Annotated in this window: 25 protein-coding genes and 2 pseudogenes; 15 read left to right on the top strand and 12 right to left on the bottom strand. The window is 71.0% G+C overall.

The window, feature by feature from the left end:
* Positions 1–81: 81 nt before the first annotated feature.
* Together AN216_RS13570 and AN216_RS13565 are read left to right on the top strand one after the other, a co-directional pair.
* Positions 82–1,110 (top strand): ATP-binding cassette domain-containing protein, encoded by a 1,029-nt coding sequence (locus tag AN216_RS13570; protein WP_070196934.1) that lies wholly within the window; start codon positions 82–84, stop codon positions 1,108–1,110.
* Positions 1,107–1,952 (top strand): ABC transporter permease, encoded by an 846-nt coding sequence (locus AN216_RS13565; protein WP_070196933.1) that lies wholly within the window; start codon positions 1,107–1,109, stop codon positions 1,950–1,952. Before AN216_RS13570 ends, AN216_RS13565 begins: the two co-directional genes overlap by 4 nt.
* A 66-nt stretch (positions 1,953–2,018) precedes the next feature.
* Here AN216_RS13565 and AN216_RS13560 read toward each other — a convergent pair whose 3' ends face one another.
* Positions 2,019–5,213: an ATP-binding protein gene (locus tag AN216_RS13560; RefSeq protein WP_070196932.1), complete on the bottom strand. Its 3,195-nt coding sequence runs from the start codon at positions 5,211–5,213 to the stop codon at positions 2,019–2,021.
* A gap of 356 nt (positions 5,214–5,569) precedes the next feature.
* Here AN216_RS13560 and AN216_RS13555 point away from each other — a divergent pair, with 356 nt between their 5' ends.
* The 4 genes from AN216_RS13555 to AN216_RS13540 all read left to right on the top strand — a co-directional run bounded on the left by AN216_RS13555 (position 5,570) and on the right by AN216_RS13540 (position 8,058).
* Positions 5,570–6,535, top strand: coding sequence for an oxygenase MpaB family protein (locus tag AN216_RS13555; RefSeq protein WP_070196931.1), 966 nt, complete (start codon positions 5,570–5,572; stop codon positions 6,533–6,535).
* A gap of 57 nt (positions 6,536–6,592) precedes the next feature.
* The gene (locus tag AN216_RS13550) at positions 6,593–6,793 is read left to right on the top strand and encodes a hypothetical protein (RefSeq protein ID WP_070196930.1); all 201 of its coding nucleotides are present in this window, start codon (positions 6,593–6,595) and stop codon (positions 6,791–6,793) included.
* Entirely contained in the window at positions 6,790–7,107 is a 318-nt protein-coding gene (locus tag AN216_RS13545; protein WP_420855733.1) for a type II toxin-antitoxin system PemK/MazF family toxin, read from the top strand. Before AN216_RS13550 ends, AN216_RS13545 begins: the two co-directional genes overlap by 4 nt.
* A gap of 240 nt (positions 7,108–7,347) precedes the next feature.
* On the top strand, positions 7,348–8,058 hold the full coding sequence (locus AN216_RS13540) for a chitinase (RefSeq protein ID WP_079166566.1): 711 nt from the start codon (positions 7,348–7,350) through the stop codon (positions 8,056–8,058).
* On the opposite strand, the gene AN216_RS13535 is transcribed toward AN216_RS13540, so the two are convergent.
* Together AN216_RS13535 and AN216_RS13530 are read right to left on the bottom strand one after the other, a co-directional pair.
* Positions 8,048–9,496 (bottom strand): MFS transporter, encoded by a 1,449-nt coding sequence (locus tag AN216_RS13535; RefSeq protein WP_070196927.1) that lies wholly within the window; start codon positions 9,494–9,496, stop codon positions 8,048–8,050. The genes AN216_RS13540 and AN216_RS13535 overlap by 11 nt on opposite strands.
* Positions 9,497–9,734: 238 nt before the next feature.
* Entirely contained in the window at positions 9,735–10,220 is a 486-nt protein-coding gene (locus AN216_RS13530) for a DUF2269 family protein (protein WP_070196926.1), read from the bottom strand.
* Between the two features lie 103 nt (positions 10,221–10,323).
* Between AN216_RS13530 and AN216_RS13525 the strand changes: the two genes are divergently transcribed.
* From AN216_RS13525 to AN216_RS13510, 4 genes are all read left to right on the top strand, one after another.
* Entirely contained in the window at positions 10,324–10,665 is a 342-nt protein-coding gene (locus tag AN216_RS13525) for a PadR family transcriptional regulator (RefSeq protein WP_070196925.1), read from the top strand.
* On the top strand, positions 10,662–11,336 hold the full coding sequence (locus tag AN216_RS13520) for a permease prefix domain 1-containing protein (protein WP_070196924.1): 675 nt from the start codon (positions 10,662–10,664) through the stop codon (positions 11,334–11,336). The genes AN216_RS13525 and AN216_RS13520 overlap by 4 nt, the downstream gene beginning before the upstream one ends.
* Before the next feature lie 14 nt (positions 11,337–11,350).
* Positions 11,351–12,331 (top strand): LysR family transcriptional regulator, encoded by a 981-nt coding sequence (locus AN216_RS13515; RefSeq protein WP_079166564.1) that lies wholly within the window; start codon positions 11,351–11,353, stop codon positions 12,329–12,331.
* A gap of 205 nt (positions 12,332–12,536) precedes the next feature.
* Positions 12,537–13,019 carry a hypothetical protein gene (locus tag AN216_RS13510; RefSeq protein WP_070196923.1) on the top strand — a complete coding sequence of 161 codons (483 nt, stop codon included), beginning with the start codon at positions 12,537–12,539 and terminating at the stop codon, positions 13,017–13,019.
* A 198-nt stretch (positions 13,020–13,217) separates the two neighbouring features.
* Here the strand turns inward: AN216_RS13510 and AN216_RS13505 are convergent, their stop codons facing one another.
* The 3 genes from AN216_RS13505 to AN216_RS29710 all read right to left on the bottom strand — a co-directional run bounded on the left by AN216_RS13505 (position 13,218) and on the right by AN216_RS29710 (position 14,656).
* Entirely contained in the window at positions 13,218–13,778 is a 561-nt protein-coding gene (locus AN216_RS13505) for a dihydrofolate reductase family protein (RefSeq protein ID WP_070196922.1), read from the bottom strand.
* A 174-nt stretch (positions 13,779–13,952) separates the two neighbouring features.
* Positions 13,953–14,348, bottom strand: a complete 396-nt coding sequence (locus AN216_RS13500) for a PIN domain-containing protein (protein WP_070196921.1) — start codon at positions 14,346–14,348, stop codon at positions 13,953–13,955.
* A complete protein-coding gene (locus tag AN216_RS29710) occupies positions 14,345–14,656 on the bottom strand; it encodes a hypothetical protein (RefSeq protein ID WP_070196920.1) in 312 nt (103 codons plus the stop codon). The genes AN216_RS13500 and AN216_RS29710 overlap by 4 nt, the downstream gene beginning before the upstream one ends.
* Before the next feature lie 333 nt (positions 14,657–14,989).
* Here AN216_RS29710 and AN216_RS13490 point away from each other — a divergent pair, with 333 nt between their 5' ends.
* Positions 14,990–16,411, top strand: coding sequence for an ATP-binding protein (locus AN216_RS13490; RefSeq protein ID WP_070196919.1), 1,422 nt, complete (start codon positions 14,990–14,992; stop codon positions 16,409–16,411).
* 58 nt (positions 16,412–16,469) lie between these two features.
* Positions 16,470–17,213, top strand: a complete 744-nt coding sequence (locus AN216_RS13485) for a methyltransferase domain-containing protein (protein ID WP_070196947.1) — start codon at positions 16,470–16,472, stop codon at positions 17,211–17,213.
* Positions 17,214–17,235: 22 nt separating this feature from the next.
* On the opposite strand, the gene AN216_RS13480 is transcribed toward AN216_RS13485, so the two are convergent.
* Both AN216_RS13480 and AN216_RS13475 read right to left on the bottom strand, forming a co-directional pair.
* Complete coding sequence (locus AN216_RS13480; protein WP_070196918.1) at positions 17,236–17,499, bottom strand: DUF397 domain-containing protein; 264 nt, start codon at positions 17,497–17,499, stop codon at positions 17,236–17,238.
* Positions 17,496–18,323, bottom strand: coding sequence for a helix-turn-helix domain-containing protein (locus AN216_RS13475; RefSeq protein WP_070196917.1), 828 nt, complete (start codon positions 18,321–18,323; stop codon positions 17,496–17,498). Before AN216_RS13475 ends, AN216_RS13480 begins: the two co-directional genes overlap by 4 nt.
* Before the next feature lie 119 nt (positions 18,324–18,442).
* Here AN216_RS13475 and AN216_RS13470 point away from each other — a divergent pair, with 119 nt between their 5' ends.
* Positions 18,443–18,838 carry an ATP-binding protein gene (locus tag AN216_RS13470; protein WP_070196916.1) on the top strand — a complete coding sequence of 132 codons (396 nt, stop codon included), beginning with the start codon at positions 18,443–18,445 and terminating at the stop codon, positions 18,836–18,838.
* A 27-nt stretch (positions 18,839–18,865) separates the two neighbouring features.
* Here AN216_RS13470 and AN216_RS13465 read toward each other — a convergent pair whose 3' ends face one another.
* The 4 genes and pseudogenes from AN216_RS13465 to AN216_RS13450 form a co-directional block, all read right to left on the bottom strand.
* On the bottom strand, positions 18,866–19,702 hold the full coding sequence (locus tag AN216_RS13465; RefSeq protein ID WP_070196915.1) for an SDR family oxidoreductase: 837 nt from the start codon (positions 19,700–19,702) through the stop codon (positions 18,866–18,868).
* A 69-nt stretch (positions 19,703–19,771) separates the two neighbouring features.
* On the bottom strand, positions 19,772–20,596 hold the full coding sequence (locus tag AN216_RS13460; protein ID WP_070196914.1) for an SDR family oxidoreductase: 825 nt from the start codon (positions 20,594–20,596) through the stop codon (positions 19,772–19,774).
* A 205-nt stretch (positions 20,597–20,801) separates the two neighbouring features.
* A complete protein-coding gene (locus tag AN216_RS28675) occupies positions 20,802–21,869 on the bottom strand; it encodes an abortive infection protein (protein ID WP_139140918.1) in 1,068 nt (355 codons plus the stop codon).
* 173 nt (positions 21,870–22,042) lie between these two features.
* Positions 22,043–22,366, bottom strand: a pseudogene (locus tag AN216_RS13450) (Uma2 family endonuclease); the annotation flags it as partial.
* Positions 22,367–22,673: 307 nt separating this feature from the next.
* Between AN216_RS13450 and AN216_RS13445 the strand changes: the two are divergent.
* Both AN216_RS13445 and AN216_RS13440 read left to right on the top strand, forming a co-directional pair.
* Positions 22,674–23,480 (top strand): annotated as a pseudogene (locus AN216_RS13445) (uroporphyrinogen-III synthase); the annotation flags it as partial.
* A gap of 303 nt (positions 23,481–23,783) precedes the next feature.
* Positions 23,784–26,096 carry a HelD family protein gene (locus AN216_RS13440; RefSeq protein WP_070196945.1) on the top strand — a complete coding sequence of 771 codons (2,313 nt, stop codon included), beginning with the start codon at positions 23,784–23,786 and terminating at the stop codon, positions 26,094–26,096.
* The last annotated feature ends 366 nt before the right edge of the window (positions 26,097–26,462 follow it).

Below are 26,462 nucleotides of genomic sequence, written 5' to 3'. Positions count from 1 at the left end.
TGGCGCGTTGGCCGTGCCGGCGGGCACCGGCGAAACCGTCGTGAAGGCGCGCTGAAACCGGCACCGGCGAGCGTGTGGCGCATGACGACACACAACACGCCACCACCCGCGTCCGCGGCCCCGGCCGTGCGTGCCGAGGGCTTGGTGAAGAGCTTCGCCGGACACCGCGCCGTCGACGGCATCGACCTGCGCGTGCGTACGGGTGAGATCTACGGGGTCCTCGGACCGAACGGCGCCGGCAAGACCACGATGCTCCGGATGCTCGCCACCCTGCTCGCCATCGACGGGGGCCGGGCCGAGATCTTCGGAGTGGACGTGGCCAGCCGTCCGCACGCGGTGCGACAACTCCTCGGAGTCACCGGCCAGTACGCCTCGGTGGACGAGGATCTGACCGCGGCCGAGAACCTCCGGCTCTTCGGCAGGCTCCAGGGACTCAGCTCCTCGGCGGCACGCCGCCGGGCGACGCACCTGCTGGACCAGTTCGGACTCGAGGAAGCCGCGCACAAGACGATCAACCAGTTCTCGGGTGGCATGCGTCGCCGCCTGGACCTGGCCGCCAGCCTGATCACCCGACCACCCCTGATCTTCCTGGACGAGCCGACGACCGGCCTCGATCCCCGTACGAGGGGCCAGATGTGGGACACCATCCGGGAGTTGGTGGTGGAGGGTTGCACCGTCCTGCTGACCACCCAGTACCTGGACGAGGCGGACCAACTGGCCGACCGGATCGCGGTGATCGACCAGGGACGCAAGGTCGCCGAGGACACCCCCGACGGGCTCAAGAACGCGGTTGGCAGTTCCACGCTGCAACTGGTGCTGGAGGACTCGGCGCGGTTGCACGAGGCGAGGGCCGCACTGCGGGGAACGGCGAGCGAGGAGCCAGTGCTCACTCCCGAACACGGCCGGCTCAACCTGCCCATCGAGCACGGTGACCAGGCCACCGACGTGCTCATGACCCTGCGGAACGCCGAGATCAGCATCGCCTCCGTGAGCGTACGCAAACCCACCCTGGACGAGGTCTTCCTCGCCCTCACCGGACACGACTCCCACACCAAACCCGCCTCCGACCATCACGAGGCGAACGAACACGCCACGGAGGCCGCCCGATGACCGTGACCACCCCCGTCAACGAGCCCGGGCAGGCACCGGAGGGCCTCGTCGCCCCGGTCGTCGCGACCAGGCCGCGGGTGTCCCTACAGCAAGTCTTCAGCCAGGTCATGGCGCTGGCCTGGAGGTCCGCCAAGAAGATGCGTCGCGCCCCGGATCAGTTCTTCGACGTCGCGCTGCAACCGCTGCTGTTCACCGCGATGTTCGCGTTCGTCTTCGGCGGCGCGATCGCCGGCGACGTGGACTCGTACCTCCCGATGCTGATCCCCGGCATCCTGGCGCAGACCACCCTGACGGCCTGCATGGCGACCGGGGCGCAGCTGCGGGAGGACATGGCCAAGGGGGTGTTTGACCGGTTCCGGGCTCTCCCCATCGCCCGGATCACGCCACTGGCCGGGCCGATGGTCGCGGATCTGCTGCGGTACGCGATCGCCAGCACGCTGACCTTCGGCATCGGGATCGCGATCGGTTACCGTCCGCAGGGCGGCGTCTTCGGCGTGGCGGCGGGGGTGTTGCTCGCCGTGATCGCGGGTTGGTCGCTCGCCTGGGCGTTCACCTGGGTCGGTACGATCGCCCGGAGCGCGCAGAGCGTGCAGAGCATCTCGATGATGATCATGTTCCCGCTGACCTTCCTGTCCAACGCCTTCGTGCCGGTGGACTCGCTGCCAGGCTGGCTGTCCGGGTTCGTTCGGATCAATCCCGTGTCACATGTCGTGTCCGCGGTACGCGACCTCGCCAACCACGGCGCGGTGACCGCCGATGTCGGATGGGCACTGCTCGGCTGCGCGGCTGTGGTGGCGATCTTCGCGCCGCTGTCCGTCGCCGGGTTCCGTCGCAACCTGTGACCGTGTCCGGCGGCGACCGCTGACGGCCTGACCGTCGCTTGTCCGCGCCCCTCGCGGGTCGGGCCTCTACGCCAGCTGCTCGAGGAGCCGACGTGCCTCCTCGAGCAGATCCGGCCCGCGCCGCTCGCCGTACTCCCGGTGGACGGCGTCCCACATCCCCGGCGCGATGCTCTCCGCCGGCTCACTGACCGTACGCAGCTTCATGGTGGGCACCGAGCGGTTGTAGCCGAAGCGGTCGGCGAGCACGGCGAGGCGTACGACGTCGTGCACGGGCAACGTGCCCGTGGCAAGCCCCCAGGCGCTGAGCCCGAACATCACGGTGCCGGCTACGGGCAGGTCGATGTCCGCACGAGCCGGGTCGAGGTACCGGGGCAGCTTGGCGCGGAGCGTGGCGTACAGCTCCGCGCCGTAACCGCCCGCGCTCGTCACCGCGGCGGGCGGCCCGGCGTCGGCCTCTCCCGCCGGCTGCCCGTGTCGGGCGTACGCGACCAGAGCCGCCGACTCACTGAACAGCACCCAGGGCTCGTATCCGGTGGGCTCACCCACCAGGCCCGGGTACCGCAGCTCCCGCATCTTCCGCACGACGCCTCGGTAGCGCCCCAGGCCCTCGGCGTGCTCGCCCCGGGCGAGGGCGAGTTCGGCCTCGCTGAGGGCCACGGCGCCCTGGCCGCCGAAACTCCGCTCCTGCCGGTTCACGGGGGCGAAGTCCTCGACGGCCCGAGCCGCCTCCTCGTAGCGGCCGTGCCAGATCGCCGACAGACTGACCAGGCCGCGCAGCTGTACGACGTCGTCCGCCGCGTCGAGTCGTTCCAGCACCGGAAGGGCCAGTACGGCGTGCCGAGCGGCTTCGTCGTGCTGGCCGAGCTGCGAGTGCAGCTGGGCCAGTTGGGACCGCTGGATCGCCTGTTGCCAGGGGTCGTCCTCTTCTCTGGTCAGCTCCAGCGCCCGGCTCGCGACGCCCACGGCCGCGGCCGGGTCGCCGGAGTTCTCCAAGCCGTGACCGTGTGCCTGCATCGCCAGTGCGGCGATCCGGCGGTTCGGGTCTCCGCACAACCGTGTCAGCCGTGCCGGGTAGCTGGCGGGGTCGTCCGGATCGTAGGCGAGGGCGAGCGTGGCGGCGGCGGTGACTTCCGGACGACCGGACTCCGGGCCCAGTTCGCACAGCAGCGCCCGTGCCCGGCGGGGGCTGCCGCCAACGGCGATCGAGGCGTTGGTGATCAGCGTGGCCAGCGCCGACCGGGTGTGATCGGCCAGTTCCGGCGGCGGTGCCCAACCGTCGAGTACCGCCTCGACGGAGTCGAGCAGCGTGAAGATCCGCAGGTGTTCGCCCCGGATCGACCAGCACGCGCCGAGCGCGTCCAGCAGCACCACCACGGTCTCCGGGTCCTGCTCCGCCAACGCCCGACGCAGTACGTCGGCGAGGTTGCTCTCCTCGGCCGCCAGCGCGTCCACGGCGGCCAACTGCCCCGGCCCGGACACCTCGGTGACCGCGCGCGCCGCGTAACCGCGGGCCCAGCGACGCCGCGCCGCCAGGGAGTCCGCCTCCGAGCCCCTGTCACGCGACCGCATCCGGCCGAACTCCCGGACGGTCTCCAGCATCCCGTACCGCACCCCGGACGTGGTGTCGTACGCAGTCAGCAGCGACTGGTCGACGAGGGCCCGCACGGCCTCCAGTACCTCGCCCGGCTGCTCGGTGAGGTCGGCGAGTACGGCCTCGGCGGTGTCCGGGGTGAAGCCGTCCTGGAAGACCGCGAGGCGGCACAGCGCGTCACGCTCGGAGCCGGTGAGCAGGCTCCAGGACCACTCGATGACGGCCAGCAGCGTCTGGTGCCGGTCGGGTGCGCCGCGGTCACCGCCACGCAGCAGCGCGAACCGGTCCTCCAGCCGGGTGCCGATCTCCTCGACGGAGAGCACCCGGATCTTCGCGGCGGCCAGCTCGACGGCCAGCGGCACGCCGTCCAGCCTGGTCACCACCTCGGCAACGGCCGTCTCGGGCAGCCCCGCGCCCGGGCGCGCGGCGGTGGCGCGCTGCCTGAAGAGTTCCGCCGCGTCCGCCGTGCCGAGCTGGCCGAGCGGATGGACCCGTTCGGCCGCGATGTTCAGCGGTGCCCTGCTGGTCGTGAGCACCCGCAGGTCACGGGTGGTGGCGACCAGGAACGCGACCAACTCGGCGACGGCGTCCACCAGATGCTCGCAGTTGTCCAGGACCAGCAGCGTGGGCACCCGGTCCAGCTGCTGCGCTATCCGGGAGCGCGTGTCTGCCCGCTGCTCGGGGGTGAGCGTGCGCCGGCTGTGCACGGAGTCGCGTACGCCCAGCGCGGAACCGAGCTCGCCGACCACGTCCTCGGGGGCGCTCACTCCCACCAACTCCACGAAGTGCACCACCGGTTGTTCGGCCGTACGCCCCAACACGTGCGCCAACCGGGTCTTGCCCAGGCCGCCGGCGCCGACGATCGAGGTCACCCGCGCGCTGTCCAGCAGCCCGCGCAGCTGGCGCAGGTCCGCCTCCCGGCCGAGCAGCTCCGTCGGGTCGTAGCGCACGCCCTCGCGTACGGGGCGGTCGGTGGCCAGCAGCGCGCTGTGCAGCCGCCGCAGCCGTGGGCCGGGGTCGGAGCCGGTGCGGTGGGCGAGATCGGCGCGGTGGGCCTCATAGCGCTCCAGAGCCGCGCCGGTGCCGCGCACCGCCGCCTCGCTGCGCAGCAGCTCGGCCAACAGGGACTCGTCGTCGGGATGCTGCCGCAGGGCGGCCTCCAACAGCGGTAGCGCGCTCTCGTGCTCGCCGCTGCCGCCGTGCGCCGTCCCGAGCAGCAGGCGTGCCTCGTCCAGCCGCTCCCGCGCCAGCTCGGGGAGCGGGCACTCGCTCAACGCGCTCTCCGTCTCGGCGAGCCGGAGGGCCTCGCGCGCGGTCTCCGTGGCGGCTGGCAGGTCGTCGCCGGCCAGTTCCGCGCGGGCGCGGTCGACGAGCAGGCCGAGGTACAGCAGGTCCACCTGCTCGGGCTCCAGCCCCAGCTGGTAACCGTGCGTCCCGCGGAGTACCGCGTCCGGCGAGGTCGCCGCGCGGGTGCGGGAGATGACGACCCGCAGCGCCTTCGTCGGGTTGGCCGGCGCGGAGTCGCCCCAGAGCTCCTCGATCAGCCGGGCGTCGGTGACCCCCGCGGGCGCGTGCCGTACGAGCGTGGCGAGCACCGTACGGGAGCGCCCTCCGACCACCGGGGTGCCCTGCCACCGCACGCCGCCGAGCAGGGTCAGTACGGGGGGCATCGCGCGGCGGTCGTCTCCACTCCTGGGGCAGGTACGCGCGGTCCGGTCGGGCTGGGCGGACACGTCGTAGGGGCGGGTCTACGGGGCGTTGTTTGCGGTGGTTTCGGTGGCCTGCGGTGGCCTGCGGGCCGGCTGTCCGACACCGGCCTCGCGGGTCCCGGACCGATGATAATGGCTGGGAAGCGCCTCCGGCCGGGGCCGGCGGGCTCCGGCCGGCAGGTGCGGCGCGTGCGCGGGCGGGTACGAGCCCGGGGCTCGGCGCGCGGACCACACGTCCGCACGCGCCCCCGCACCCGGCAGGCGGTCGTACGGTACGCGCAACCGAGGGTGATGGTGTGGTGAGGAGGAGCGAGCGGATGACAGCGGAACCAGCACCGGGGGAGCAGCCCGCCGCGGCCGCACCGGGCGGCCCCGAGCCGCTCGGTCCGGACAGCCTCACCTGGAAGTACTTCGGTGACTGGCGCGGCGTGCTGCTCGCTCCCTGGGCCGGGGCCATGCAGAACATGCACCCGGCGCTGGGCGCCGGGGTGGCGGAGCACTCGCGCTTCTTCGAGGAGCGCTGGCAGCGGCTGTTCCGCTCGCTGTACCCGATAGGCGGCGTGGTGTACGACGGCCCGCGTGCCGTCGAGACCGCCCGCCAGGTGCGGGGCTACCACGACACGGTGCGTGGCATGGACCGCCGGGGCCGCCCGTACCACGCGCTCGATCCGGACACCTTCTACTGGGCGCACGCCACCTTCTTCATGCTGACCGTGCTGATCGCCGACCGCTTCGGTCCGGGGCTGGACGAGGCGGCGAAGCGTCAGCTGTTCGACGAGCACGTGCGCTGGTACCGGCTGTACGGGGTCAGCATGCGCCCGGTGCCGGAGAGTTGGGAGGAGTTCCAGGCGTACTGGGACCGGATGGCCGCCGAGGTCCTGGAGGACAACCAGCCCACCCGGGACGTGCTGGACATCGGCAGGATCGCCAGGCCACCCGCGCTGTCCTGGTTGCCCGAGCGGGTGTGGCGGGTGCTGCGGGGGCCACAGGCGCGGGTGACGGTGTGGCTGACGGTGGGGCTCTTCCCACCGGCCGTACGCGAGCGGCTGGGCTATCGCTGGAGCGTGCGGGACGAGCGCCGGTTGCGGCTGCTGGGACGGGTGGTGCGTCAAGCGTGGCGGCTCGTACCGCCGCGGCGGCGGTACCACCCGCGGGCGCGTGCCGGCTGGGACCGGGTCGCCGGTCGTCGGTCGGCCGCGAGCCCGGTGGTGGAGACGCCGCGCCGAAACCTGCCGCCGCCGGAGGCGCGGGACAGCCCGCGGCACTACTCGCCGCGAGTGTGAGGCGGGGCTGTGCGACATTCGTTGGACACAGGTTTTACGGGACGTTAGCCTGCATCTATGGCGGCGACAATAGGGTTCAGACCCACGGAAGAGGACGCGCGGATCATCGACGCGGCGACCCGGGAGGGCGAGAGCACCAGTGAGGTCATTCGTCGTGCGCTGCGTCTGCTGGAGCGCGAGGTCTGGCTGGGGCAGGCGAGAGCCGACGCCGAGCGACTCGTGGCGGAGGACCTGTCCACGGAAGAAGACGCCTGGTGATTCGCGGTGCGGTGTATCGCGTCGACCTCGGAGACGCGAAGCGTGGGCATGAGCAGCGTGGGCGGAGGTTCGGCCTGGTCCTCGGTCCGTCCGCGATGCCCTGGAGCGTGACCACCATCGTTCCCACGTCCACGAGTGCCCGGGCCGCGGTTTTCCGTCCGGAGCTGGAAATCGTCGGGCGGCGGACGCGGCTGCTGGTGGACCAACTGCGCACGGTGGACGTGCGGTACGTGCACGGCGATCCCGTTGACTATCTGGACCGCGATCGCCTCGCGGAGGTGGAGCACGCGGTGAGCCGGTATCTGGGGCTGTGACGATTGAGAGGGTCGTGGCGGCTGAGAGGGCTGTGCGGGTCCGTCGTCCCGCAATCCCCGGCGCTCGGCCGGAAGTTCATTTGGTCTGGACCTTGACTGGTCCAGACCAAAGCATTTGACTGTACGCCGTCAGCCACATCACCCGTGACCGGGTGCTCTCCAGCGCCCCCACCAAGGAGTGAGCAAGTGTTGCGGCAACTCAGAACGCGTATCCGGTCGCTGCTCGCCGTATCGGCCCTGATGGCCGTCACGGCGATGCTCGTGCCGGCCTTCTCCGCCTCCGCCACCACCGACGCCACCGGCAAGTCGGCGAACGGCGGGGGACAGGCCGCCGAATTCGTCGTCAGCGAGCAGCAGTTCAACGAGATGTTCCCGAACCGGAACTCCTTCTACACCTACCAGGGCCTGATCGACGCGCTCAGCGCCTACCCGGCCTTCGCGAACACCGGCAACGACACCGTACGCAAGCAGGAAGCCGCGGCCTTCCTGGCGAACGTCGGCCACGAGACCGGCGGACTCCGCTACGTCGTCGAGCAGAACGAGGACAACTACCCGCACTACTGCGACGACACCCAGCCCTACGGCTGCCCCGCCGGCCAGGCCGCCTACTACGGACGCGGGCCGATCCAGCTGAGCTGGAACTTCAACTACAAGGCCGCCGGTGACGCACTGGGCATCGACCTGCTGAACAACCCGTACCAGGTGGAGGAGAACGCCTCCATCGCCTGGCAGACCGGCATCTGGTACTGGATGACCCAGTCCGGGCCGGGCACCATGCCCGCGCACGAGGCGATCGTCGGCGGCCACGGCTTCGGCGAGACCATCCGCGCCATCAACGGCACGCTCGAGTGCGACGGCGGCAACCCGGAGCAGGTGCAGAGCCGGATCGACAGCTACAAGAAGTTCACGGCACTGCTCGGTGTGGAGCCCGGGGGCAACCTCAGCTGCTGAGCGATCCACACCCGTCCGCACGGAGCGCACGCGTACGCAGCACGCGCAGCTCCTGCCGGAAGCCCGCCGCGGCGACGGCCGTGCCCAACGCCGCGGCGGCTACCGGCAAGCCGTAACCCCCGACCGCGCCCTCCCCCAGCCGTTCGGCGACCGAGCCGCCCACGGCGGAGCCCGCCGCGATGCCGCCGAGCAGCGCCGTGACGGCCAGCGTCATCCCCTCGTTCAGCCGGTCGGTGGGCGTGATCCGCTGGACCAACGTCATGCCGGTCACCATCGTCGGCGCCGTGCCCATCCCGGCCAGCAGCAACGCGACCGCGAGCGGCGCGAGTTCGCCGGTGCTCGCGGCCAGCGGCGGCAGCGCCAGCAATCCGGTCATCGCACAGACGCACCGCACCAGCCGCCGTACGGGCGCCCCGGTCAGCCGCAGCGTGCCGAACACCAGCCCGGCCACCGCCGAGCCAGCCGCCTGCACCGCCACCACCGCGCCGCCCGTCGAGGCGTGGCCCAGGCCGTCCGCGTACGCCAGGGTGACCACCTCCAGCGAGCCGAACACCATCCCCGTACAACAGAACGTCACCAACAGCGGCGGCATCCCGCGCAGCCGCAGCGGCGCCCGGCCCCGGCCGCGCAACCGGCCGCCGGCTGTACCGCCGGCTGTACCGCCGGTAGACCGCGGCGCAGGCGGCGGCTCGGTGCGCCGTTGCGCCGCGAACAGCGTCATCCCGGTCACCAGCAGCACGGCCCCGACCAGGGTGCCCGCCTCCGGGAAGAGCGTCGTGCACAGCAGCGCCGCCAGCACCGGCCCGCACATGAAGCACAGTTCGTCGGCGGCCTGTTCGAAGGAGTTCGCGGTGTGCCGGGCGGCCGGGTCGTCCGGGAAGAGGTACGCCCAGCGGGCCCGGGACATGCCGCCGGTGTTCGGGGTGGTCGCCGTGGCCGCGTGCGCCGCGAACAGGGTCCAGTCCGGAGCCCCCGTCCGTACGCACAGCACCAGGGCGAGCGAGCCGCCGGCGGCGAGCGCCGTCGCGGGCAGGATCACCCGGGACTGTCCGTGCCGGTCCACCAGCCGTGCGGTCAGCGGGCCGACCACCGCCGTGGCCGCCAGCCCGGTCGCGGTCACGGCACCGGCGAGGGCGTACGAGCCGCGCTGACCGGCGATCATCAGCACGGCGGCCACGCTGAGCATGCCCATCGGCAGCCGTGCGAGGAGGTTCCCGAGGGTGAAGGCCCGCGCCCCGGGCACCGCGAAGAGCCGCCGGTACGGCGCCAGCCAGCGCGGCGTACGCGCGGCGCGGCGGCGCGGCTCCCGGGCGACGGGACGCGGAGGGAGCGCTTCCGTACGGTCCGCGCCGGGCGGAGGCGCGTGCCGTACGGCGACGAGGGTCCCGCCGGTGAGGGCGAACCGTGGCGGGCGAGCGGGGGGAGGGGAGCCGGGCATGGCCACAGCTTCGGCCGGCGCTCGCGGAACCGTCCAACACCTGTATGGCGGTCATTCACACGCCCACGTTGTGAATGCCGCCGAGCGACGCGGCGGCTGTCCTGCACTACGACGGCGACTTCGACACCATCGCCAAGTGCGCTGATCAGCCCACGCGTTGGGTGGCCCCGGCGGGTGCGGTCTGAGCGGCTTCACCTCGGCGGGCTGCGGTTTCGTCCCGCGGCCCTGTCCCGCCCGGTCAGGCCCCGGGGCGCACGATCATGAGCACCGTCACGGTCGCCCAGAGCAGATTGAAGACTCCGGTGAGCATGGTCAGCCGGCTGGCCGTGCGGGCTGCCTCCGTCCCACGGTCCGGCTCGGCGTTCATCCCGTCGGCCCCCATCGGGGCCGCCAGCAACTCCTGTTGGCCGGGCAGGATGACCAGTATCAGGATGGCCGCGGCGATGGCGGTCAGTATGACGGAGGCCATTAGCCAGGCGTCGCCGAGAACGCCCATCGCCGCACCCGTCGCCACCCCGAAGGCCGGCACGGCGGCGCCCACGACGGCGTAACCGCGACAGATCCGGTGCAGCAGCCTCGCCACCCCTTCGTACCGCCGGCCTTCCTGGACGTCTCTGCGCCGCCCCGGCTGTGCGTAACGGGGGAACAGCGAGGCGGCCACGGCGATCGGGCCGATGGCCAGGATCGCCGCGAGTACGTGCAGGGACAGCAACACCTTTGTCATCGGGACTCCTTGGGCCTGTGCCAACGCGACATCAGTAGCGAGCAGATATATTGCCTGGCAATGCGTAGGCTGTCTATCTCACAATCATGTAGGCTGTCTACTTATGAAGTCCGACGCCGTACGAGGACACCTGGACGGACTGCTGCTGGCCGTGCTCGAATCCGGCCCGCTGCACGGGTACGCGATCATCGCCGCGGTCCAGGAGCGCAGTGGCGGCGCGCTGGAGCTGCGTACTGGCACGATCTATCCGGCGCTGAACCGGATGGAGCGCCTCGGCCTGCTGCGCAGTCACTGGCAGTCCGTCGGCGAACGACGGCGGCGCTGCTACGAGCTGACCGACGCCGGACGCGGCAGTCTCGCCACCGAACGCACCGCTTGGCGCGATTTCACCGCGACCATCGGCGCCGTACTCGACCCGACCCCACCGCCCCGGAGTGCCTCGTGAGCGACGTGGACCGTACGTCTCGGGCCGCCGACCCGGTGGAGACCCACGCGGCCGACCTGGCCGCGCGCCTGCGCGGACCGGCGCGGGCCAAGGCCCGGATGGTGCGGGAGATTCGTGACGGGCTGTACGACACGGTCGCCGCCCACACCGAGCGCGGCACGCGACCGGAGCTGGCCGCACAGCGGGCCGTGCGGGAGTTCGGTACCCCCGAAGAACTCGCGCCCAGCTGCCAGCAGGAGTTGACGATCATCCAGGCCCGACGCACCGCCCGCGTCCTCGCGCTCACCGTGCCGCTGCCGCTCGGCATGTGGTGGCTGTCCGGGGGGACCGGCTCCGACGTCGGCGGCAACCAACTACCCCGCACCGTCGAACTGTTCGCCGCGCTGCCAGCCGGTGTGTGGCTTGCGGCCGTCCTGCTCGCCGTGGCGACGTACCTCGCCACCGGGCCCCTCTCCCGCTGGCTTCCCACACCACACCGGTTGCCCACGGTGATCGCCTGGACCGGCAGCATCGCCGCAACCGCGATGGGGACCCTCACGTTGCTGCTCGTGCTCGCGTCGCCCTGGAGCGCCAGCTGGCCGCAGGTCGCGGTCGCCGGCGCGCTGGTCGCGGTGCCGCACGGGCTGGTGGCGGCCTCGGCGCGTGCCTGTCGCCGCTGCGTGACCGCCTGAACGCGCCAACCGACGTGCCCCGAGACCTCGACCCGCGCCTGCTCCGCGCCTTCGCGGCCGTCGCCGACGAGCTGCACTTCACCCGCGCCGCCGCCCGGCTGTACGTCGCCCAACAGGCGCTCAGCCGGGACATCCGCCGGCTGGAGCGCGAGGTCGGCGGCGCGCTGTTCGTCCGTACGACGCGACAGGTGACGCTCACACCCGAGGGCGAGCGGCTCCTGCCGTACGCCCGTGCGGTGCTGGCCGCCCAGGACCAGCTGACCGCGGCCGTGGCCAGCGGCACGAAGCCGCCGCTGCGGGTCGACGTGGCCGCGCCGGTCAGCACCGGACAGCGGGTGCTGGACGCCGCTCGGGAACGGGCCTCCAGGGACACGGAGTTCGTCGCCCGCTATCTCGGCGGCCTCGCACGCGGCGCCGCGGAGATCCTCGCCGGCCGGCTGGACGCCTCCTTCGGCCGCGCGGCGGGGCTCGCGCCCGGCGTACTCGACGGTCTCGAGCACCGTCTGGTGCGGTACGAACGGGTCGCCGTGCTGCTCCCCGTCGACCATCCGCTCGCCGGACTCGCCGAGGTGCCGCTGGCGCGTCTCGCCGGGGAGACCCTCTACGCGGGCGCCGGCAACCCGGACACCACCGAGTGGACCGACTACGCCCGCACGCTGCTCACCGGCCACGGTGTCCAACTCGCCGCGCCCTACCCGAAACTGGAGGGCGACCAGGAGTTCATCCGGGCAGTGCGGAAGCATCGCTGGCTGGTGCTGGGTAGCACGGTCTTCACGGAAATCCCCGGCATGGTGCTGCGTCCGCTCGTCGAGCCGGCGGCGTTGGCACCGGTGTCCCTGGTGTGGCGGCGCGGGCTGAGCCACCACGGGCTGGACGCACTGGTCGCCGCTGCCGAGCGCCTGGGCGCCGAGGGTGACTGGTTGGCCCGGCCCGCGAACTCCTGGCTGCCGGACGCGGACGAACGCCTGCTCGGAGCGGAGGAGCGGCCCGGGTGAGTCCGGCACCTTTTGGCGCCGTAGGTAACAACTCCCGTGCTGCCCTGGGCACTTGTGTCTCCAGACTGTAATGACCGAGTCACTGATACGCATTCGGACTTTCTCCCCGCGCGGCTGTTGATCAAGATGGCCATCAGTGCGTCAGCGCACATGACCGAAGTTGGCGACCAAAGCGCTGATCACGTGACCAGAGGGGAAACCTGAAATGCTGCGTAACCGCCACCGCAAGACCCTGCTCGCGAGTGCCTCGCTGGTAGCCGCGACCGCACTGCTGGGCGCATGCCAGGACGGGGGCGATTCGTCCGCCGACGACAGCACGTCGGACAGCTCCGCTTCCTCCGGCAAGGACGGTTCCGCGAACTCGGGCGACGGGGGTGGTGGTGAGGAGAACGACACCGGCGGGGGGTCCGAAGACGCCCCGGATCACGGAGCGGACCCTGAGGGCACCAGCGGCACGTGGTTCGGCACGGTGTCGTACGTGGCGTCGGGGAAGTATTCGGTGTCGGACATGAAGGGGACGAAGCAGGTCTTCATGACTTCGACGGATACGAAGATCACGGGTGTGGGTGAGATCTGTGCCGCGGGTGAGACGTGTTCGGAGTCGGACCTTGAGGCCGCCGCCAAGGAGGGCGTCTCGGCGAAGGTGAAGCTGAAGGACGGGAGCGCCGTCAGCATCAAGGAGGACTGACACCCCCGCATGCGCCGGCACGGCCAGGGTGGCCAACACAGCCAGGGCGCTCAACCCGCCCGGCCCGCCCTTTCCTGACGGCGCCTCTGTTCGTGGGTGGCAGCCACGGGACGAGCGCGACTCGCGTGGCTGCCACTGTTCTCGTACGCCCAGGGGCGCCCGCCGTCTCCCGGGAGCACGGGCCCGTGGGCGTACGCGTCAACTGCCGGCCGCGTACCGCAGATGCACCATGCCGCCGGCGAACCGCCGCTCCTCCCGCAGTGTCAGCGGCACCCGCACGTCCTCGGGGAAGATCGTCGTGCCGCCCCCGACCAGGATCGGCACCAGATACAGGTGGTACTCGTCGACCAGGCCGGCCCGCACCGCCTGCTTGGCGAGGTCGGCACCGCCCACGCTGAGGTCCCGCTCGGTGCTGGTCTTCAACCGGCGGACCGCCTCCGGCTCGAAGCTGCGCTCGAGGCGGGTGCGGGTGGTGACCGGGGCCTCCAGGGTCGTGGAGTAGACGACCTTGTCGGCCGCCTGCCACAGTTCGGCGTAGTCCCGCATGACGGAGCCCTGCTCGGCGAGGCTGGGGTCGGTCTCCCAGCAGGTCATCACGTCGTACGTCCGACGGCCGTAGAGGTACGTGCCGATGGGCCGCTCCAGGTCGTTGAGGTAGGCGTGCACCTCGGAGTCCGGCTCGGCCCAGTCGAAGTTGCCCTCCTTGTCCGTCATATAGCCGTCGAGTGACGCGATCGTCGAGTAGATCAACCTGCCCATGGTGGGTCCCCTGGCGGATCGGTGTTGGCTCTTGAGGACTTTCTACCGGCCGCCTACGACAATCCGGCTGGCGCCGGGCCGTACGGGCACGCGGACCCGTACGCGGCGCGGGGCGGTCACCGGCGACGAGGAGCCGACGACCGCCCCGCGCGGACGGTGTTCAGGATGGGGCGTTCAGGGTTGGGCGTTCAGGTCCAGGACGGCCGTCTCGGTGTCCGCGTAGAGTTCGGGGGCGATGGTCGCCACTTTTGCGCCCTCAGGAAGATCAGGAGCTGGTGCCGCGGCGACACGTGCGTGCGCGATACCAAGGCGAACGCCTTTGCGTACCAGTGCTGACACGGCCAGTGTGGCAGGGAAGTCGAGATCGACGGTGTCCAGCATCTCCAAGGCGCCGATATGGACACAGACGCCTTCGCGCTGGCGGTCCGCTTCCAGGAGACACAGCGTGGGCACCATGAGGTGAATGTTCACCTTGCGATGCCCACGGACGATCAACGCAGAGGCTCGTGAGTTGCCGTTGCCAAGCGCCAACAGGGTTGTATCGTCCAGGACGAAATGGGTGTCGGTCACGCTGCCTCCGCTGCGGGTGGATCTGCTGCGTCGGACCGGCAGTCGGTAGTGTCAGTCGTCTCGGCGCCGTTCACGGAAGCGTCGATCATGCGTTGCATGGCTTCCTCGTCAGCTTCGGTAACTACGACGCCGAAGTGGGTGGCGATGTACTCCTTGACTTGATCGGCCTTCTCGTCGCGTTCGGCCTGGGTGAGGGTGGACTCGGCGAACCGCTGGATCAGCGAGCGGATCGACGTGCCCTGCGCCTCGGCCAGTACGGCCAGTCGGTCACGGACGTGTGCGGGTACCCGGATCATCGCGTCAGCCATGCCGGGGAGTATACGTGGCGTATACGTCACTGGGGGAGCCGTGGATGTCCTCGGCTCAGGTGTCTCGGTGGTCACGCGGGGAACGTACGGGACGCCCTCCGTGCGACGACCTGTTTGTCGTATCCACCACTCGATGTGATGAGTGAACGCACCGAGTTGCCGTCCTGCCGGCGCCCTGGCGCTCGCCGGTCCGTGCTGGGGACTGGGTGATCGGGAGGCGCGCCTGTGAATCACCGAGGTTCGTACCGAGAAGCAGTAAGACAACTTTGGTAGCGCCAGGGATAGTATTCCTTGCGATACTATCCGTGGCGCTACCATATAGAGCGAGGTGTCATGGAGCGATTCATCGGGCGAGACCGGGAGCTACAGGCGCTCCGACAGGCCCTCAAACAGGTGGATCAGGCTACTGCCTCGACCAAGCCCGGCCGGTGTCTGTTGATGCGTGGACGCCGGCGTATCGGGAAATCCAGCCTGGTCGAGGAGTTCGTTCAGCGTGCCGACGTCCCCTACGTCTTCTTCACCGCCGCGGGCGAGTCCTCCGAGGGTGAGCTGTCCGAACTGCGGGAATCCGTAGCGTCCTCCAACCTGCCCGGGCGTGGCCTGTTCGCCGAGGAAGCGCCAGAGCAGTGGAACGCCGCCTTCCGACTCCTCGCCGAAGTGCTGCCCGCCGACGAGCCCAGCGTGGTGGTCATCGACGAGGTCCCGTACCTCATGAAGAGCGTCGACTCTTTCGAGGGCCTGCTACAGCGCGCCTGGGACCGGCTGCTGAGCCGCAAGCCCGTGCTGCTGCTCCTGGTCGGATCGGACCTGTCCATGATGGAGGCGCTGAACAGCTACGATCGGCCGTTCCACCAGCGTGGTCGCGAGATGGTGCTCGGACCGCTCAACCCCGCCGACATCAGCGGCATGCTCGACCTGGACGCGGCTTCCGCGTTCGACGCCGCACTGATCACGGGCGGTCTGCCGCTGATCTGTCGCGAGTGGCCCCGGGGCGCCGGCACTTGGGAGTTTCTACGAGAGTCACTGAACAATCCGATCTCCGCGCTCCTGGTCTCCGCCGAGCGCTCGCTGGCCGCAGAGTTCCCGCCACAGGCCATGGGCCGTGAGGTCCTCAACGCCATCGGCAGCGGGGAACGTACCTTCGCCAACATCGCCCGAGCCGCCGGTGGCATAGCCCACACCACGCTCTCCAGGGCCACGGAACTCCTGACCAGTAAGGGAATCGTCGCCGCCGAACTGCCCATCTCGCTGCGGCCCTCCAAGGAGCGGCGGTATCGGGTAGCCGATCCGTACCTCCGCTTCTGGCTCGCCTTCCTGGGCCCGCACATGGCGGAGGTCGAGCGGCTGCGTGGCGACCTCACCCTGGAACGGATCAAGCGGCAGTGGACAAGCTGGCGCGGGCGGGCGGTTGAGCCGCTGCTCCGTGAGTCGTTGACGCGCATCCTGCCCGACGAGAGCCTGCCAGCCGCGCCGGCGGTCGGAGGCTACTGGACACGTAGCAATGACGTGGAGATCGATCTCGTGGGGGCGGACCGGGAGCCGGTGGCCCAGCGCTTGTTGTTCTTCGGCTCGATCAAGTGGCTGGAGCACGCGCCGTTCGACAGCCACGATCTGGCGGCACTGCACAAGCACCGGGCAGCCGTGACGGACGAGCCGGTGCCGCTGGTCGCGTTGTCCCGTAGCGGCGTGGTCGGTGACGGGCTGCGGGCGGCGTACGGGCCGGAGGAGTTGCTGCGCGCCTGGCGGCCGAGCTGACCCACGTACGGCGAAACGCGGTGGCGGTGCTCCCCGGGGCGTGGCAGCCTTCGGCGGCATGGACGCGGACGTGTGGACGGAGCGGGTGGCGCGAGGCTACGACGAGTCCTCCGCGTACCTCTACGCCGCCGATGTGCTGGGTCCGGCGGTCGACTTCCTCGCGAGCCGGGCGGGGCCGGCCGGGGCGCTGGAGTTCGCGCTGGGTACGGGGCGGGTAGCGCTGCCGTTGCGTGAGCGCGGCGTGCGCGTCGCCGGAATCGAGAAGTCCGAGCCCATGTTGCGGCAGTTCCGCGCCAAGCCGGGCAGCGAGGCCGTGCCGGTGACCCTCGGGGACATGGCGACGGCCCGGGCGCCCGGGGAGTTCGACCTGGTGTACCTGGTGTACAACGGCATCACCTGCCTGCTGTCCCAGGACGAGCAGGTCGCCTGCTTCCGTAACGCCGCGCTACACCTCACCCCCGGCGGACGGTTCGTCGTGGAGGTCTTCGTCCCGGAGCTGCGGCGGCTGCCGCCGGGGGAGACCGCGCGACCCTTCCACATCGGCGCACATCATCTCGGGGTGGACACCTACGACCTGGTGAACCAGCGCCTGGTGTCGCACCACTACACGATCGCCGAGGGACGGGCCGACACGTTCCGTTCGCCACACCGCTTCGTGTGGCCGGCCGAGTTGGACCTGATGGCGCAGCTTGCCGGGATGGCCCTACGGGAGCGGCGGGCGGACTGGAGCGAGGCGCCGTTCACCGACTCCAGCAGGTCGCACGTCTCGGTGTGGCAGAAGTGCCCGATCTCCCAGGGCTGATAGCCCGGTCGACCGGTCCGGGTTACCGCGCGGCGTGGTCCGTGAAGGCCGACCAGGCGGCGGGGGAGACGGTGAGCGCGGGGCGGGCGGTGTCCTTCGAGTCCCGCACGTGTACGGCGGCCGGGCAGGCCGCCACCTCGACGCAGTTGCCGCCCTCGTCGCCGCTGTGGCTGGACTTGCGCCAGTCGTACGCCACTTCGACGCAGTCGCCGCCGTCGCTGCCGCTGTGGCTGGACTTGAACCACGCCAGCTCGCCGAAGCCTGGAGTCCTCGCCGCGTCGCTCATGATTCCGCTTGCCGCCTCTCCAACAGGGCCCTGCTGTCCTCGGGGTTGAGGGCCTGGGTTCGGAGCATCGCATACTTCTGCTCCAGGATGCTGACCTCTTCCGGCTCCGAGATGAGCTGACTGCCGCGCTGGGTCTCGGTATAGGCCAGATGCTCGAAGTCCGGGGTCTCCAGCAGCACGAACGGGCCGTTGAGCCCGGCGTGTGTCTCCTGCCCGAAGGGCATCACCTGAAGCGAGAGCCCCGGCAGCTGAGCGCACTCCCGCAGCCGCGCCAACTGCTCGCGGAAGACGTCCCGTCCGCCCAGCCGGTCCATCAGCACCGCCTCGTTGAGCACGAAGCTGAGGCTGGGCGGCACCTTCCGCCGCAGGATCTCCTGCCGCTCGATCCGGGCGGCCACCTGCCGTTCGATCTCGTCCGCGTCCAGCACCGGCACCCGGGCACGGAACACCGCGCGGGCGTACGCCTCGGTCTGCAACTGCCCCGGAATGACCTGGTTCTCGAACGATGCCAAGGCCACCGCGTCCGCCTCGCGGTCGACGAACTCCGCCGCCCAGATCGGGTACTTGTCCATCTCCGGCATGTTCTCGATCGCGACTGCCAGGGCGCCCTTCGTGCCCAGCAGTTTGTCCAGCCGCTCGGCCATCTCCGGCTGGAGCGGCCGGCGGCCCTGCTCGATCGAGGCGATCGTCTCGCACTCCGCGCACACCTGGGTGGCGAGCTGCGCCTGCGTGTGCTCCGCCGCCCGCCGGAACACGGCGAGTTGGGCGCCGACGAGGCGCATCGCGGAGGCGTTCTTCTTGCGTTGCCTGCGTGTCTGGGTCATGCCGGGTCGCTCCCCCGTACGGGCTGCATCTGACCGGAAAACGACCCGTACGGGGAAAACGTACGGGTGCACTGACTGTTTCATCCTAGTCACGGACGGACACCGTTCGGAGGGTGAACATGGAGACCCGACAGATCCACTTCCGCGAGCGCCTCCTCCGCCCGGAGCGCCAGTCCGTGCCGATCGCGCGGGGGTTCGTACGCGGCGTGCTGTGCGACTGGCAGCGCGCCGACCGGCTGGACGAGGTGCTGCTCTGCGTCAGCGAGCTGGCCACCAACGCGCTGCTGCACGGCATGCCGCCGGGCCGTGCCTTCCGGCTGGCGCTGTGGTTGACGGCGGAGTCCCGGCTCCGGGTGGAGGTGCGGGACAGCGGCGACGGTCAGCCCCGTGCCCGTACGGGACTCGCCGCGGAGGCGGAGCACGGGCGCGGGCTGCTGCTGGTGGCGACGCTGGCTGACGCGTGGGGCGTACGGGCGGGGGAGCCCGGCAAGGCGGTGTGGTGCGAGTTCGGTTGACCGGGGGCGATGAGGGCACGCCGACCGTCAACCGCCGCGCGGGCGCCAACGGCCGAAACCGCCCTCGGTGTCGAGGACCTGTCCGGTGATCCAGCGGGCCTCGTCCGTCACCAGCCAGCTGATCAGCCGGGCCGGATCGTCCGGTTCGCCGAAGCGGCCGAAGGGGAACATCGGCTCGACCATGCGCCACATCTCCTCGGTCAGGTAACCGCTGTCCACCGGGCCCGGGTTGACGGTGTTGACCCGGATGCCCCGGTCGGCGAGCTGATCCGCGAGGGTGACGGTGACGCCGGCCAGGGCCGCCTTGGCCGCGCCGTACGCGACCTCGCCGGGAAGCGGGCCGAGATGCTGGCCGGAGGTCATGAAGACCACCGATCCGCCCGGCCGCCCGTCATGCCGCCCGGCGAACGCCTGTGCCAGCAGGATCGGGGAGCGGGCGTCCACCGCCCAGTGCCGGTCCAACTCGGCGGCGGTCAGGGCGCCCAGCGGGCCGTCCTCGCCGGTCAGGGCATGGTTGCAGACGAGGATGTCCACGTGCCCGAACTCCCGGGCGGCCGTCTCCAACAACTCCTCGGGGGCGTCGGGGTCCGTGAGGTCGGCGTGCGCGTCGGCGACCGTGGCGCCTTCGGCGAGCTGGGCCCGTACGCCGTCCCGTACGGCTTCCAGGTCGTCCGCGCCCCACTCCTGGTCCCGGTCGTGCGGCGCGAAGTGGTGCAGGAACACGCTGGCGCCGTACGCCGCCAGACGGCGGGCCAGGGCGTAACCGATGCCGCCGCGCCGGCTCACCCCGGTGACCAGTGCCACTCTGCCGCGCAGCGGCAGCGACGTGCGGGCCAGCTTCTCGGGCGGTTCCGATTCGCTCATCCGGGCAGCCTGGCAGGGCGGCGGGTGGCGTTCAACGCGGTTTCCGTTGTGCTCGCCGCCCTGGCGACATCAGCGGAACAACTCCACGTGCTCCCGGGCCCACTGCGCGAACGTACGCGCCGGCGTGCCGGTGACCTCCCGCACCGTGTGGAGTACGCCGGGGCCGTCGGAGTCGCCGCCCCCGGCCATCTCGATGGCCATCTCCTCGGGCATGTACTGCCGCAGCTGCGTCAGGTGCTCCTCCCCGGACAGCTCCTCGAACCGCAGGTCGCGCCCCAAGGCCGCGCCGATCGCCCGTACTTGCCCCACCGGCGTGATCTCTTCCGGGCCGGTCAACGGGTAGAGGCGGCCACGGTGGCGTTCGTCGAGGAGCGCCTCGGCCGCGACGGAGGCGATGTCCGCCGGGTGGATGACGGGGGAGCTCGCCTTGGCCGCTCCGGCCCGCACCACGCCGTGCTCGCGGATGGCGGGCGCCCACCAGACGGCATTGGAGGCGTACGCCCAGGGGCGCAGGATCGTCCAGTCGAGTCCGCTGTCACGCACCGCTCGCTCGCCTTCCAACGGGCCACGCCCCATGGGGGAGTTCGGGTGTGTCTGCGCGAGGAGCGAGGAGACGTACACGACGTGTCGTACGCCCGACTCACGGGCGAGATCGAGAATCCCGGGCAGGTCGCCGTCGGCGGGGAGCAGGAGGAAGAGCGAGCGGACGCCGTCCAGGGCGGGGGCGAGGGTCGCCGGGCGTCGTAGGTCGGCTTCGACCGCCTCGGCTTGCGGCGCTGATCGGGCGGTACGGGACGCGTGCCGCGTCACGGCGCGTACGGGGGCCTGGCGGGCGGCGAGCTGACTGAGGAGGGGGGTGCCGACATTGCCGGAGGCGCCGGTGGCGAGGATCATGGGAGGTTCCAGGGTGTCGCGGTGTCTGGTACGCCGGACACACTGCATATTGAAGCGCGGTTCAAGTCAACTGGCCTCTGGGGCCGAGTCGTACGTCCGCCGCGGGCAAGCCAGCGCACGTTCTCCCCGTGGTTGACCGGAGCAATCGTCAGGACCTGTGGAGGGACGGGTCACGCGACGTGTTGCACCTTTCTCGGCCCGCCATTCATCCGTGGAGGGCCGTATAACGGCTGGCGACCGCTTGAAACGCGGACTTGGGGAGCCATTGTTCGGCCTCGCCCGCACTGGCACCGGCGAGATGCGTGATTTTGACGATGCCGAAGCTGGCCAGATCCGCGTCTGTTCGCACCTCGTCGGAGTGTAGGTGCATGGGTTCACTGAAGGCGAATACGAATACGCCGTGAACTCCAGTCGTGGCCAGTGCGTTGATCGACTCGCTGAGATAGTCGGCCTGGACTTGTTCGTCGCGGACCACCTCACTGGTGATGCTCGGGGGGTCCGTCTGGTGATCGAGGATATCGTATCCCGAGGCGCCGCGTTCGGCGGCGCCACGGTAGGCGCAGCAGCCGAACTCGGTGACAAGCACAGGCTTTTCGCCTGCCGTGTGACGACTGACCTGTCGTGCGTAGTCCGCTGCGTTGTCCTCATCGCGGTAGGTGTCCAGTCCGACGTAGTCGAAGGGCGACCAGTCCACCGATTCCCAGTCGCCCGCACTGTAGGTGATAGGGCCCGTGAAGGACTCCCGGACAGCCGCGGCCAGGCGGGCCAGAAGAGAATTGAGCTTTCGGTCGAACTTCCGCTTCCGACTCATGATCAATTTAGGCAGTCGTTGGCCTCGGTGGTCGAAGGAGCGGCCTGGCACGATGCCCCGGCTGGTCAGTGTCAGTTCACATCCGATATTGATCCCGACTGCACCGTGCCCTTGGAGCTTCTGGGCGCCCGCGCACAGTGCGCGAAGTCCTGACTCGATTGCCCTGGGGCGTGCTTCGATCATCCGCGGTTGCAGCCAAGCGAAGAGTCCCTTGTCGACGGCGATCCGCGCTGCCTCCAGTAAGCGCTGGGGATCGGTGCCCATAATGGAAACGGCGTTGCACGCCAGATCGTCGCGTATCGCGCTCATGTCTCGCCGCACGTCGTCGGGTCGCCAGTGCGGTCGTGAATGGAAATCCTTCGCGTAGCGGACGCCCGCGTCATAGCAGACCCCTCGGATAGCGAGGTGGGGGACGCTGCTGTCTGTCGCATCCACGGCGGTGGCGCTGGGCTCGACATTCATGTCACTGTCCTCTATGTCTGAGTGCTCGTTGAGTGCTCAGGAGCTATCCGTCACCCCACCGGACCCCTCCACAGGGGCTGATCATTCCTCTTGACCGATCACGGAGCGTATCAGGATGGGTGACATGTCCATCTGAGTGGCGGTCAGCTTCCGCCACTGCGCGGACGGTCCGTTCAGTACGTGTACAGCGCTGTGGTGTCGAGTTCGACGTCCAGTGGGTGGCCGAGGGTTACGGCGTCGCCGAAGGGGCGCGCGACGGTGTCGCGGTAACTCCCGCCACGCGGTGAGGCGTACAGCAGGCAGCAGCCCTCTATCGGATTGACCACCAGGTAGTACGGGATGCCGGCCAGGGCGTACTTCTTGACCTTCTTCCGCGTGTCGTTCTCCGCGTGCGACTGTGAGACGACCTCGGCGACCAAGCCGAGTTCGTCAGCGGGAAACTCCCTGAGCCGGTTGCCTCGGAACGAAGCGTCCGCGACCGAGATATCCGGACGGACGAGTGTGCTTGAGAGGCGAGGGCAAGGACCATCTGGCCGTGCGCACTGGTAAGCACGGTGCTGATGTAGATCTCTCCGTCGATGATCTCGGGCCTGAGCTCCGGAAAGGCCGCGTCGACATGCTCGAAACGCCGCCTCGCCTCGGAAGTCATGGGACCCTCCAGCCGCGCGGTCATGCTCCGGGTGCCTCCCCTCCTCCGCACGGTACGTGTTCCGAGCATAGCCCGACGGTCACAGGCCCGCCGCGGGACAGCCAGGCCACCGCTTCCGGTACCCGGGCGTCCGGCCGGCCCGCATCATGGTGCGTATGCATGACGACAAGCCGCTGGCCGGCCGTACCGTCGGGGTGACCGCCGCCCGCAAGGCCGAGGAACTGGGCGCGCTGCTGGAGCGGCGCGGGGCACGGGTGCGGTACGGACCGGCGATGCGTACGGTGCCGCTCGCCGACGACACCGAGCTGCGCGCCGCGACCGACGCGCTGCTGGCCGAGCCGCCGCACTCGGTGGTGGCCACCACCGCGGTCGGCTTCCGAGGCTGGCTGGAGGCTGCCGAGGGCTGGGGAGTACGGGAGGAGTTGGGGCGCGCGTTGGCCGGCGCGGAGCTGCTGAGCCGTGGCCCGAAGGTGCGCGGTGCCGTACGGGCGGCCGGCCTGCGCGAGTCGTGGTCGCCGGAGTCCGAGTCCCTCGCGGAGGTACGGGAGTGGCTGCTGCGACGGGAGGTGAACGGTCGCCGTATCGCCGTGCAGCTGCACGGCGAGCCGATGGCCGGCTTCGTCGAGGCACTGCGCGGGGAGGGGGCGGAAGTGGTGCCTGTGCCGGTGTACCGCTGGCTGCCGCCCGTCGACCTGGCCCCGCTGGATCGCCTGATCGACGCCGTACTGGCAGGTGAGCTGGACGCGGTCACCTTCACCAGCGCCCCGGCCGTGCTGTCCACGCTGCGCCGTGCCGAGGAACGCGGCCTGCGGGACGGGCTGCTGGACGCGCTGCGGCAGTGCGCCCTGCCGGCGTGCGTGGGGCCGGTGACGGCGGCGCCGCTGGAGGAGCAGGGCGTACGCACCCGGCAGCCGACGCGCTTCCGGCTCGGACCGCTGGTGGAACTGCTGTGCGCGGAACTCGGCGAGGGCGGCGCGGGGCATGGCGCCGGCGACGCCGGTGGCACCCGCAGCACCCGCAGCGCTGACTGATCGTCCACGTCCCACGTCCCAGGTGCCGGGTCGTCGCAGGTGCGCCGGTGCCCGGGATTCGCGTACGGTTGACGGCTGCTCTGTACGAAAGCCCTGCGTACGGAAGAGTGCGTACGGAAGAGAGGGGCGACGGTGGCAGCCCAGGACACAGCCGAGCCGGCCGAGCACGCCGAGCACGTCAGCGGCGCCGAGCGGGCCGGGCACGCGGAGCCCGCCGACAGCGACCCGACGGCGCTGGCCGACGACACCTCCAGGGAGCGGGAGACCCGTGCCGAGCAGGCGCACCTGGACGCGGTGTACCACCGGCTGGAGGAGAAGATCGACGAGGCGGAGTTCCTGATGAACGACGCCTCCCAGCGTTCCCAGGTCGGCACCCCCGGCGCGCTCGCCGAGCGGGACGCCCAGGTCTTCCGGGCGGGGGTGCATCTGAACCGGCTGAACAGCGAGTTCGAGGACTTCCTCTTCGGCCGGATCGACCTGCTCGCCGGTGCGGACGCCACCCGGGGCCAGGACGGCGCGTATCTCTCGGTGGAGCCCGCCCAGGACGCCGTACGGGACGACGGCACCGCCGACATCGCCGAGACCTTGCACATCGGCCGGATCGGCGTGCTGGACGCGGACTACTCCCCACTGGTGATCGACTGGCGCGCGCCCGCCGCCGCCCCCTTCTACCGTTCCACGCCGCTGGACCCGGGCCGGGTGGTGCGCCGCCGGGTGATCCGCAGCAAGGGCCGGCGGGTGCTCGGAGTGGAGGACGACCTGCTACGGCCCGAGGTCACCGCGCGGCTGGACGGGCAGGCGCTGGCGGTGATCGGCGACGGCGCGCTGATGGCCGCCCTGGGCCGGGCACGCGGGCACGCGATGCAGGACATCGTCGCCTCCATCCAGGCGGAACAGGACCTGGTGATCCGTGCCCCCGCCGCCTCCGTGACGATGGTGGAGGGCGGCCCCGGCACCGGCAAGACGGCGGTGGCGCTGCACCGCGCGGCGTACCTGCTCTACCAGGACAGACGGCGCTACGCCGGCGGCATCCTCGTCGTCAGCCCGACGCCGCTGCTGGTGTCGTACACCGAGGGCGTGCTGCCCTCCCTCGGCGAGGAGGGGCAGGTCGCCATCCGGGCGCTGGGCTCCCTGGTGGAGGGCGCCGAGGCGGACGGCTACGACGCTCCCGAGGTGGCGCGGCTCAAGGGCGACGCCCGGATGGTGCGGGTGTTGCGGAACGCCGCCCGGGGCGCGCTGGAACACCCGGGCACGCCGGAGCGGCTACGGGTGGTGGCGTACGGCGCGCGGGTCGAGCTGGACGCGGAGGCGTTGCGCGAGGTGCGGCGACAGGTGCTGGGCGGCAGCGCGCCGGTCAACCTGATGCGACCGCGGGCCCGTAGGTTCCTGCTGGACGCTTTGTGGGAGCGGTCCGGGGCCGCGGCGCGCTGCCCGGACGACCCGGAGTTGGCGGCGGACGTCCGGGAGGGTTTCGACGAGGACGTGTCGAGCGAGCCGGAGTTCGAGGAGTTCCTCGACGCGTGGTGGCCGGAACTCACCCCGCGCCGGGTGCTGGCCGCGATGGCGGACGAGCGGCGGCTGGCCGGCTGGGCGCGCCGGACGCTGCCAGCCGCGCAGGTGGGCCGGTTGGCCGCGTCCTGGGCGGGCCTGGACGCTCAGGGGTACGGGCCGCTGTCCGTACCGGACATCGCGCTGCTCGACGAACTGCGGGTGCTGCTCGGGACGCCCGCCCGCCCCCGGCAGCCCACCGAGGAGGAACTGCTGGCCGAGCTGGGCGTGCAGGAGGTGACCACGGCAGCCGACCGGAGCACCGCGCGCCGGGAACGCGCGGAGCGGCTCGCGGAGGAGCGTACGGACTACGCGCACGTGATCGTCGACGAGGCGCAGGACCTGACGCCGATGCAGTGGCGGATGGTGGGGCGCCGGGGACGACAGGCGACGTGGACGGTCGTGGGGGACCCGGCGCAGAGTTCCTGGACGGCACCGGAGGAGTCGGCCACGGCGCGGGACGAGGCGCTGGGCAACCGGCCCCGTCGACGGTTCGAGCTGACCGTCAACTACCGCAATCCGGCCGAGGTGGCCGTACTGGCCGATCGGGTGCTGGCGCTGGCGATGCCGGGGGTGGAGCCGCCGCGGGCGGTGCGGTCGACCGGGCTGGAGCCGCGGTTCGCGGTACTGCCGGCCGGGTCCCCGGCGGATGACGTGACCGAGGGCATGGCCCGGACCGTACGGCACGAGGCGCGGCTGCTGCTGGGCGAGGTGGACGGCACCGTGGGCGTGGTCGTCGCGATGGGCCGGCGGGCGCAGGCGGGGGAGTGGCTGGCCGGGTTGGGCGACCGGGTGGTGGCGCTGGGCAGCCTGGAGGCGAAGGGCCTGGAGTACGACGCGACGCTGGTGGTGTCGCCGGCGGAGATCGCGGACGAGTCGCCGGCGGGGCTGCGGGTGTTGTACGTGGCGCTGACCCGGGCGACGCAGCGGTTGACGGTGCTGTCCGGGGAGCGGGACCTGCCGGACGCGGACGGGGTGCCGGACCTGCTGCGGGACTGAGCCGGGCGGCTCGTACCACTGCTCGTCCTGGTGCTCGGTTTGGCGCTGTCGTGGTGCTCGACGTGCCGCTCCCAGCTGCGGAAAGGCGGTCGCACACGAGGGAATGACCGTGCGGCCGCTCTTTGTTAGCCTGAGGGTGGCACCGGCCCGATCCATGCCCCCGGGCCCAACCATAGTCGCTTCGAGCGACCACTTGCCGCGAGGCGAGCTGGCGGGTCGGTGTCGCTTCTCCCCGGTGTCCCCGGTGCCTTCGGTCCGTTGCTGACCCCACCCATCCGCGCCCCGAGCGGATCCTGGCGCGTGGCTTGGCGTACGGGTGTGTTGATCGCTATGCGACGGTTACTCCCGCGTGTCCCGAGCGATCCT

It is taken from the genome of Streptomyces oceani, assembly GCF_001751245.1.
In the GTDB taxonomy this organism is placed as follows: Bacteria; Actinomycetota; Actinomycetes; order Streptomycetales; family Streptomycetaceae; genus Streptomyces; species Streptomyces oceani.
Note: the sequence above shows the minus strand (reverse complement) of the source record. Positions and strands in the feature narration are given on the sequence as shown.

What these genes read in the sequence shown, in the direction of transcription:
- AN216_RS13570 (WP_070196934.1), top strand. Translation starts at nt 82, where the DNA reads ATGACGACACACAACACGCCACCACCCGCGTCCGCGGCCCCGGCCGTG.
- AN216_RS13565 (WP_070196933.1), top strand. Translation starts at nt 1,107, where the DNA reads ATGACCGTGACCACCCCCGTCAACGAGCCCGGGCAGGCACCGGAGGGC.
- AN216_RS13560 (WP_070196932.1), bottom strand. Translation starts at nt 5,213, where the DNA reads ATGCCCCCCGTACTGACCCTGCTCGGCGGCGTGCGGTGGCAGGGCACC.
- AN216_RS13555 (WP_070196931.1), top strand. Translation starts at nt 5,570, where the DNA reads ATGACAGCGGAACCAGCACCGGGGGAGCAGCCCGCCGCGGCCGCACCG.
- AN216_RS13550 (WP_070196930.1), top strand. Translation starts at nt 6,593, where the DNA reads ATGGCGGCGACAATAGGGTTCAGACCCACGGAAGAGGACGCGCGGATC.
- AN216_RS13540 (WP_079166566.1), top strand. Translation starts at nt 7,348, where the DNA reads ATGGCCGTCACGGCGATGCTCGTGCCGGCCTTCTCCGCCTCCGCCACC.
- AN216_RS13535 (WP_070196927.1), bottom strand. Translation starts at nt 9,496, where the DNA reads ATGCCCGGCTCCCCTCCCCCCGCTCGCCCGCCACGGTTCGCCCTCACC.
- AN216_RS13530 (WP_070196926.1), bottom strand. Translation starts at nt 10,220, where the DNA reads ATGACAAAGGTGTTGCTGTCCCTGCACGTACTCGCGGCGATCCTGGCC.
- AN216_RS13525 (WP_070196925.1), top strand. Translation starts at nt 10,324, where the DNA reads ATGAAGTCCGACGCCGTACGAGGACACCTGGACGGACTGCTGCTGGCC.
- AN216_RS13510 (WP_070196923.1), top strand. Translation starts at nt 12,537, where the DNA reads ATGCTGCGTAACCGCCACCGCAAGACCCTGCTCGCGAGTGCCTCGCTG.
- AN216_RS13505 (WP_070196922.1), bottom strand. Translation starts at nt 13,778, where the DNA reads ATGGGCAGGTTGATCTACTCGACGATCGCGTCACTCGACGGCTATATG.
- AN216_RS29710 (WP_070196920.1), bottom strand. Translation starts at nt 14,656, where the DNA reads ATGGCTGACGCGATGATCCGGGTACCCGCACACGTCCGTGACCGACTG.
- AN216_RS13490 (WP_070196919.1), top strand. Translation starts at nt 14,990, where the DNA reads ATGGAGCGATTCATCGGGCGAGACCGGGAGCTACAGGCGCTCCGACAG.
- AN216_RS13485 (WP_070196947.1), top strand. Translation starts at nt 16,470, where the DNA reads ATGGACGCGGACGTGTGGACGGAGCGGGTGGCGCGAGGCTACGACGAG.
- AN216_RS13480 (WP_070196918.1), bottom strand. Translation starts at nt 17,499, where the DNA reads ATGAGCGACGCGGCGAGGACTCCAGGCTTCGGCGAGCTGGCGTGGTTC.
- AN216_RS13475 (WP_070196917.1), bottom strand. Translation starts at nt 18,323, where the DNA reads ATGACCCAGACACGCAGGCAACGCAAGAAGAACGCCTCCGCGATGCGC.
- AN216_RS13470 (WP_070196916.1), top strand. Translation starts at nt 18,443, where the DNA reads ATGGAGACCCGACAGATCCACTTCCGCGAGCGCCTCCTCCGCCCGGAG.
- AN216_RS13465 (WP_070196915.1), bottom strand. Translation starts at nt 19,702, where the DNA reads ATGAGCGAATCGGAACCGCCCGAGAAGCTGGCCCGCACGTCGCTGCCG.
- AN216_RS13460 (WP_070196914.1), bottom strand. Translation starts at nt 20,596, where the DNA reads ATGATCCTCGCCACCGGCGCCTCCGGCAATGTCGGCACCCCCCTCCTC.
- AN216_RS28675 (WP_139140918.1), bottom strand. Translation starts at nt 21,869, where the DNA reads ATGAATGTCGAGCCCAGCGCCACCGCCGTGGATGCGACAGACAGCAGC.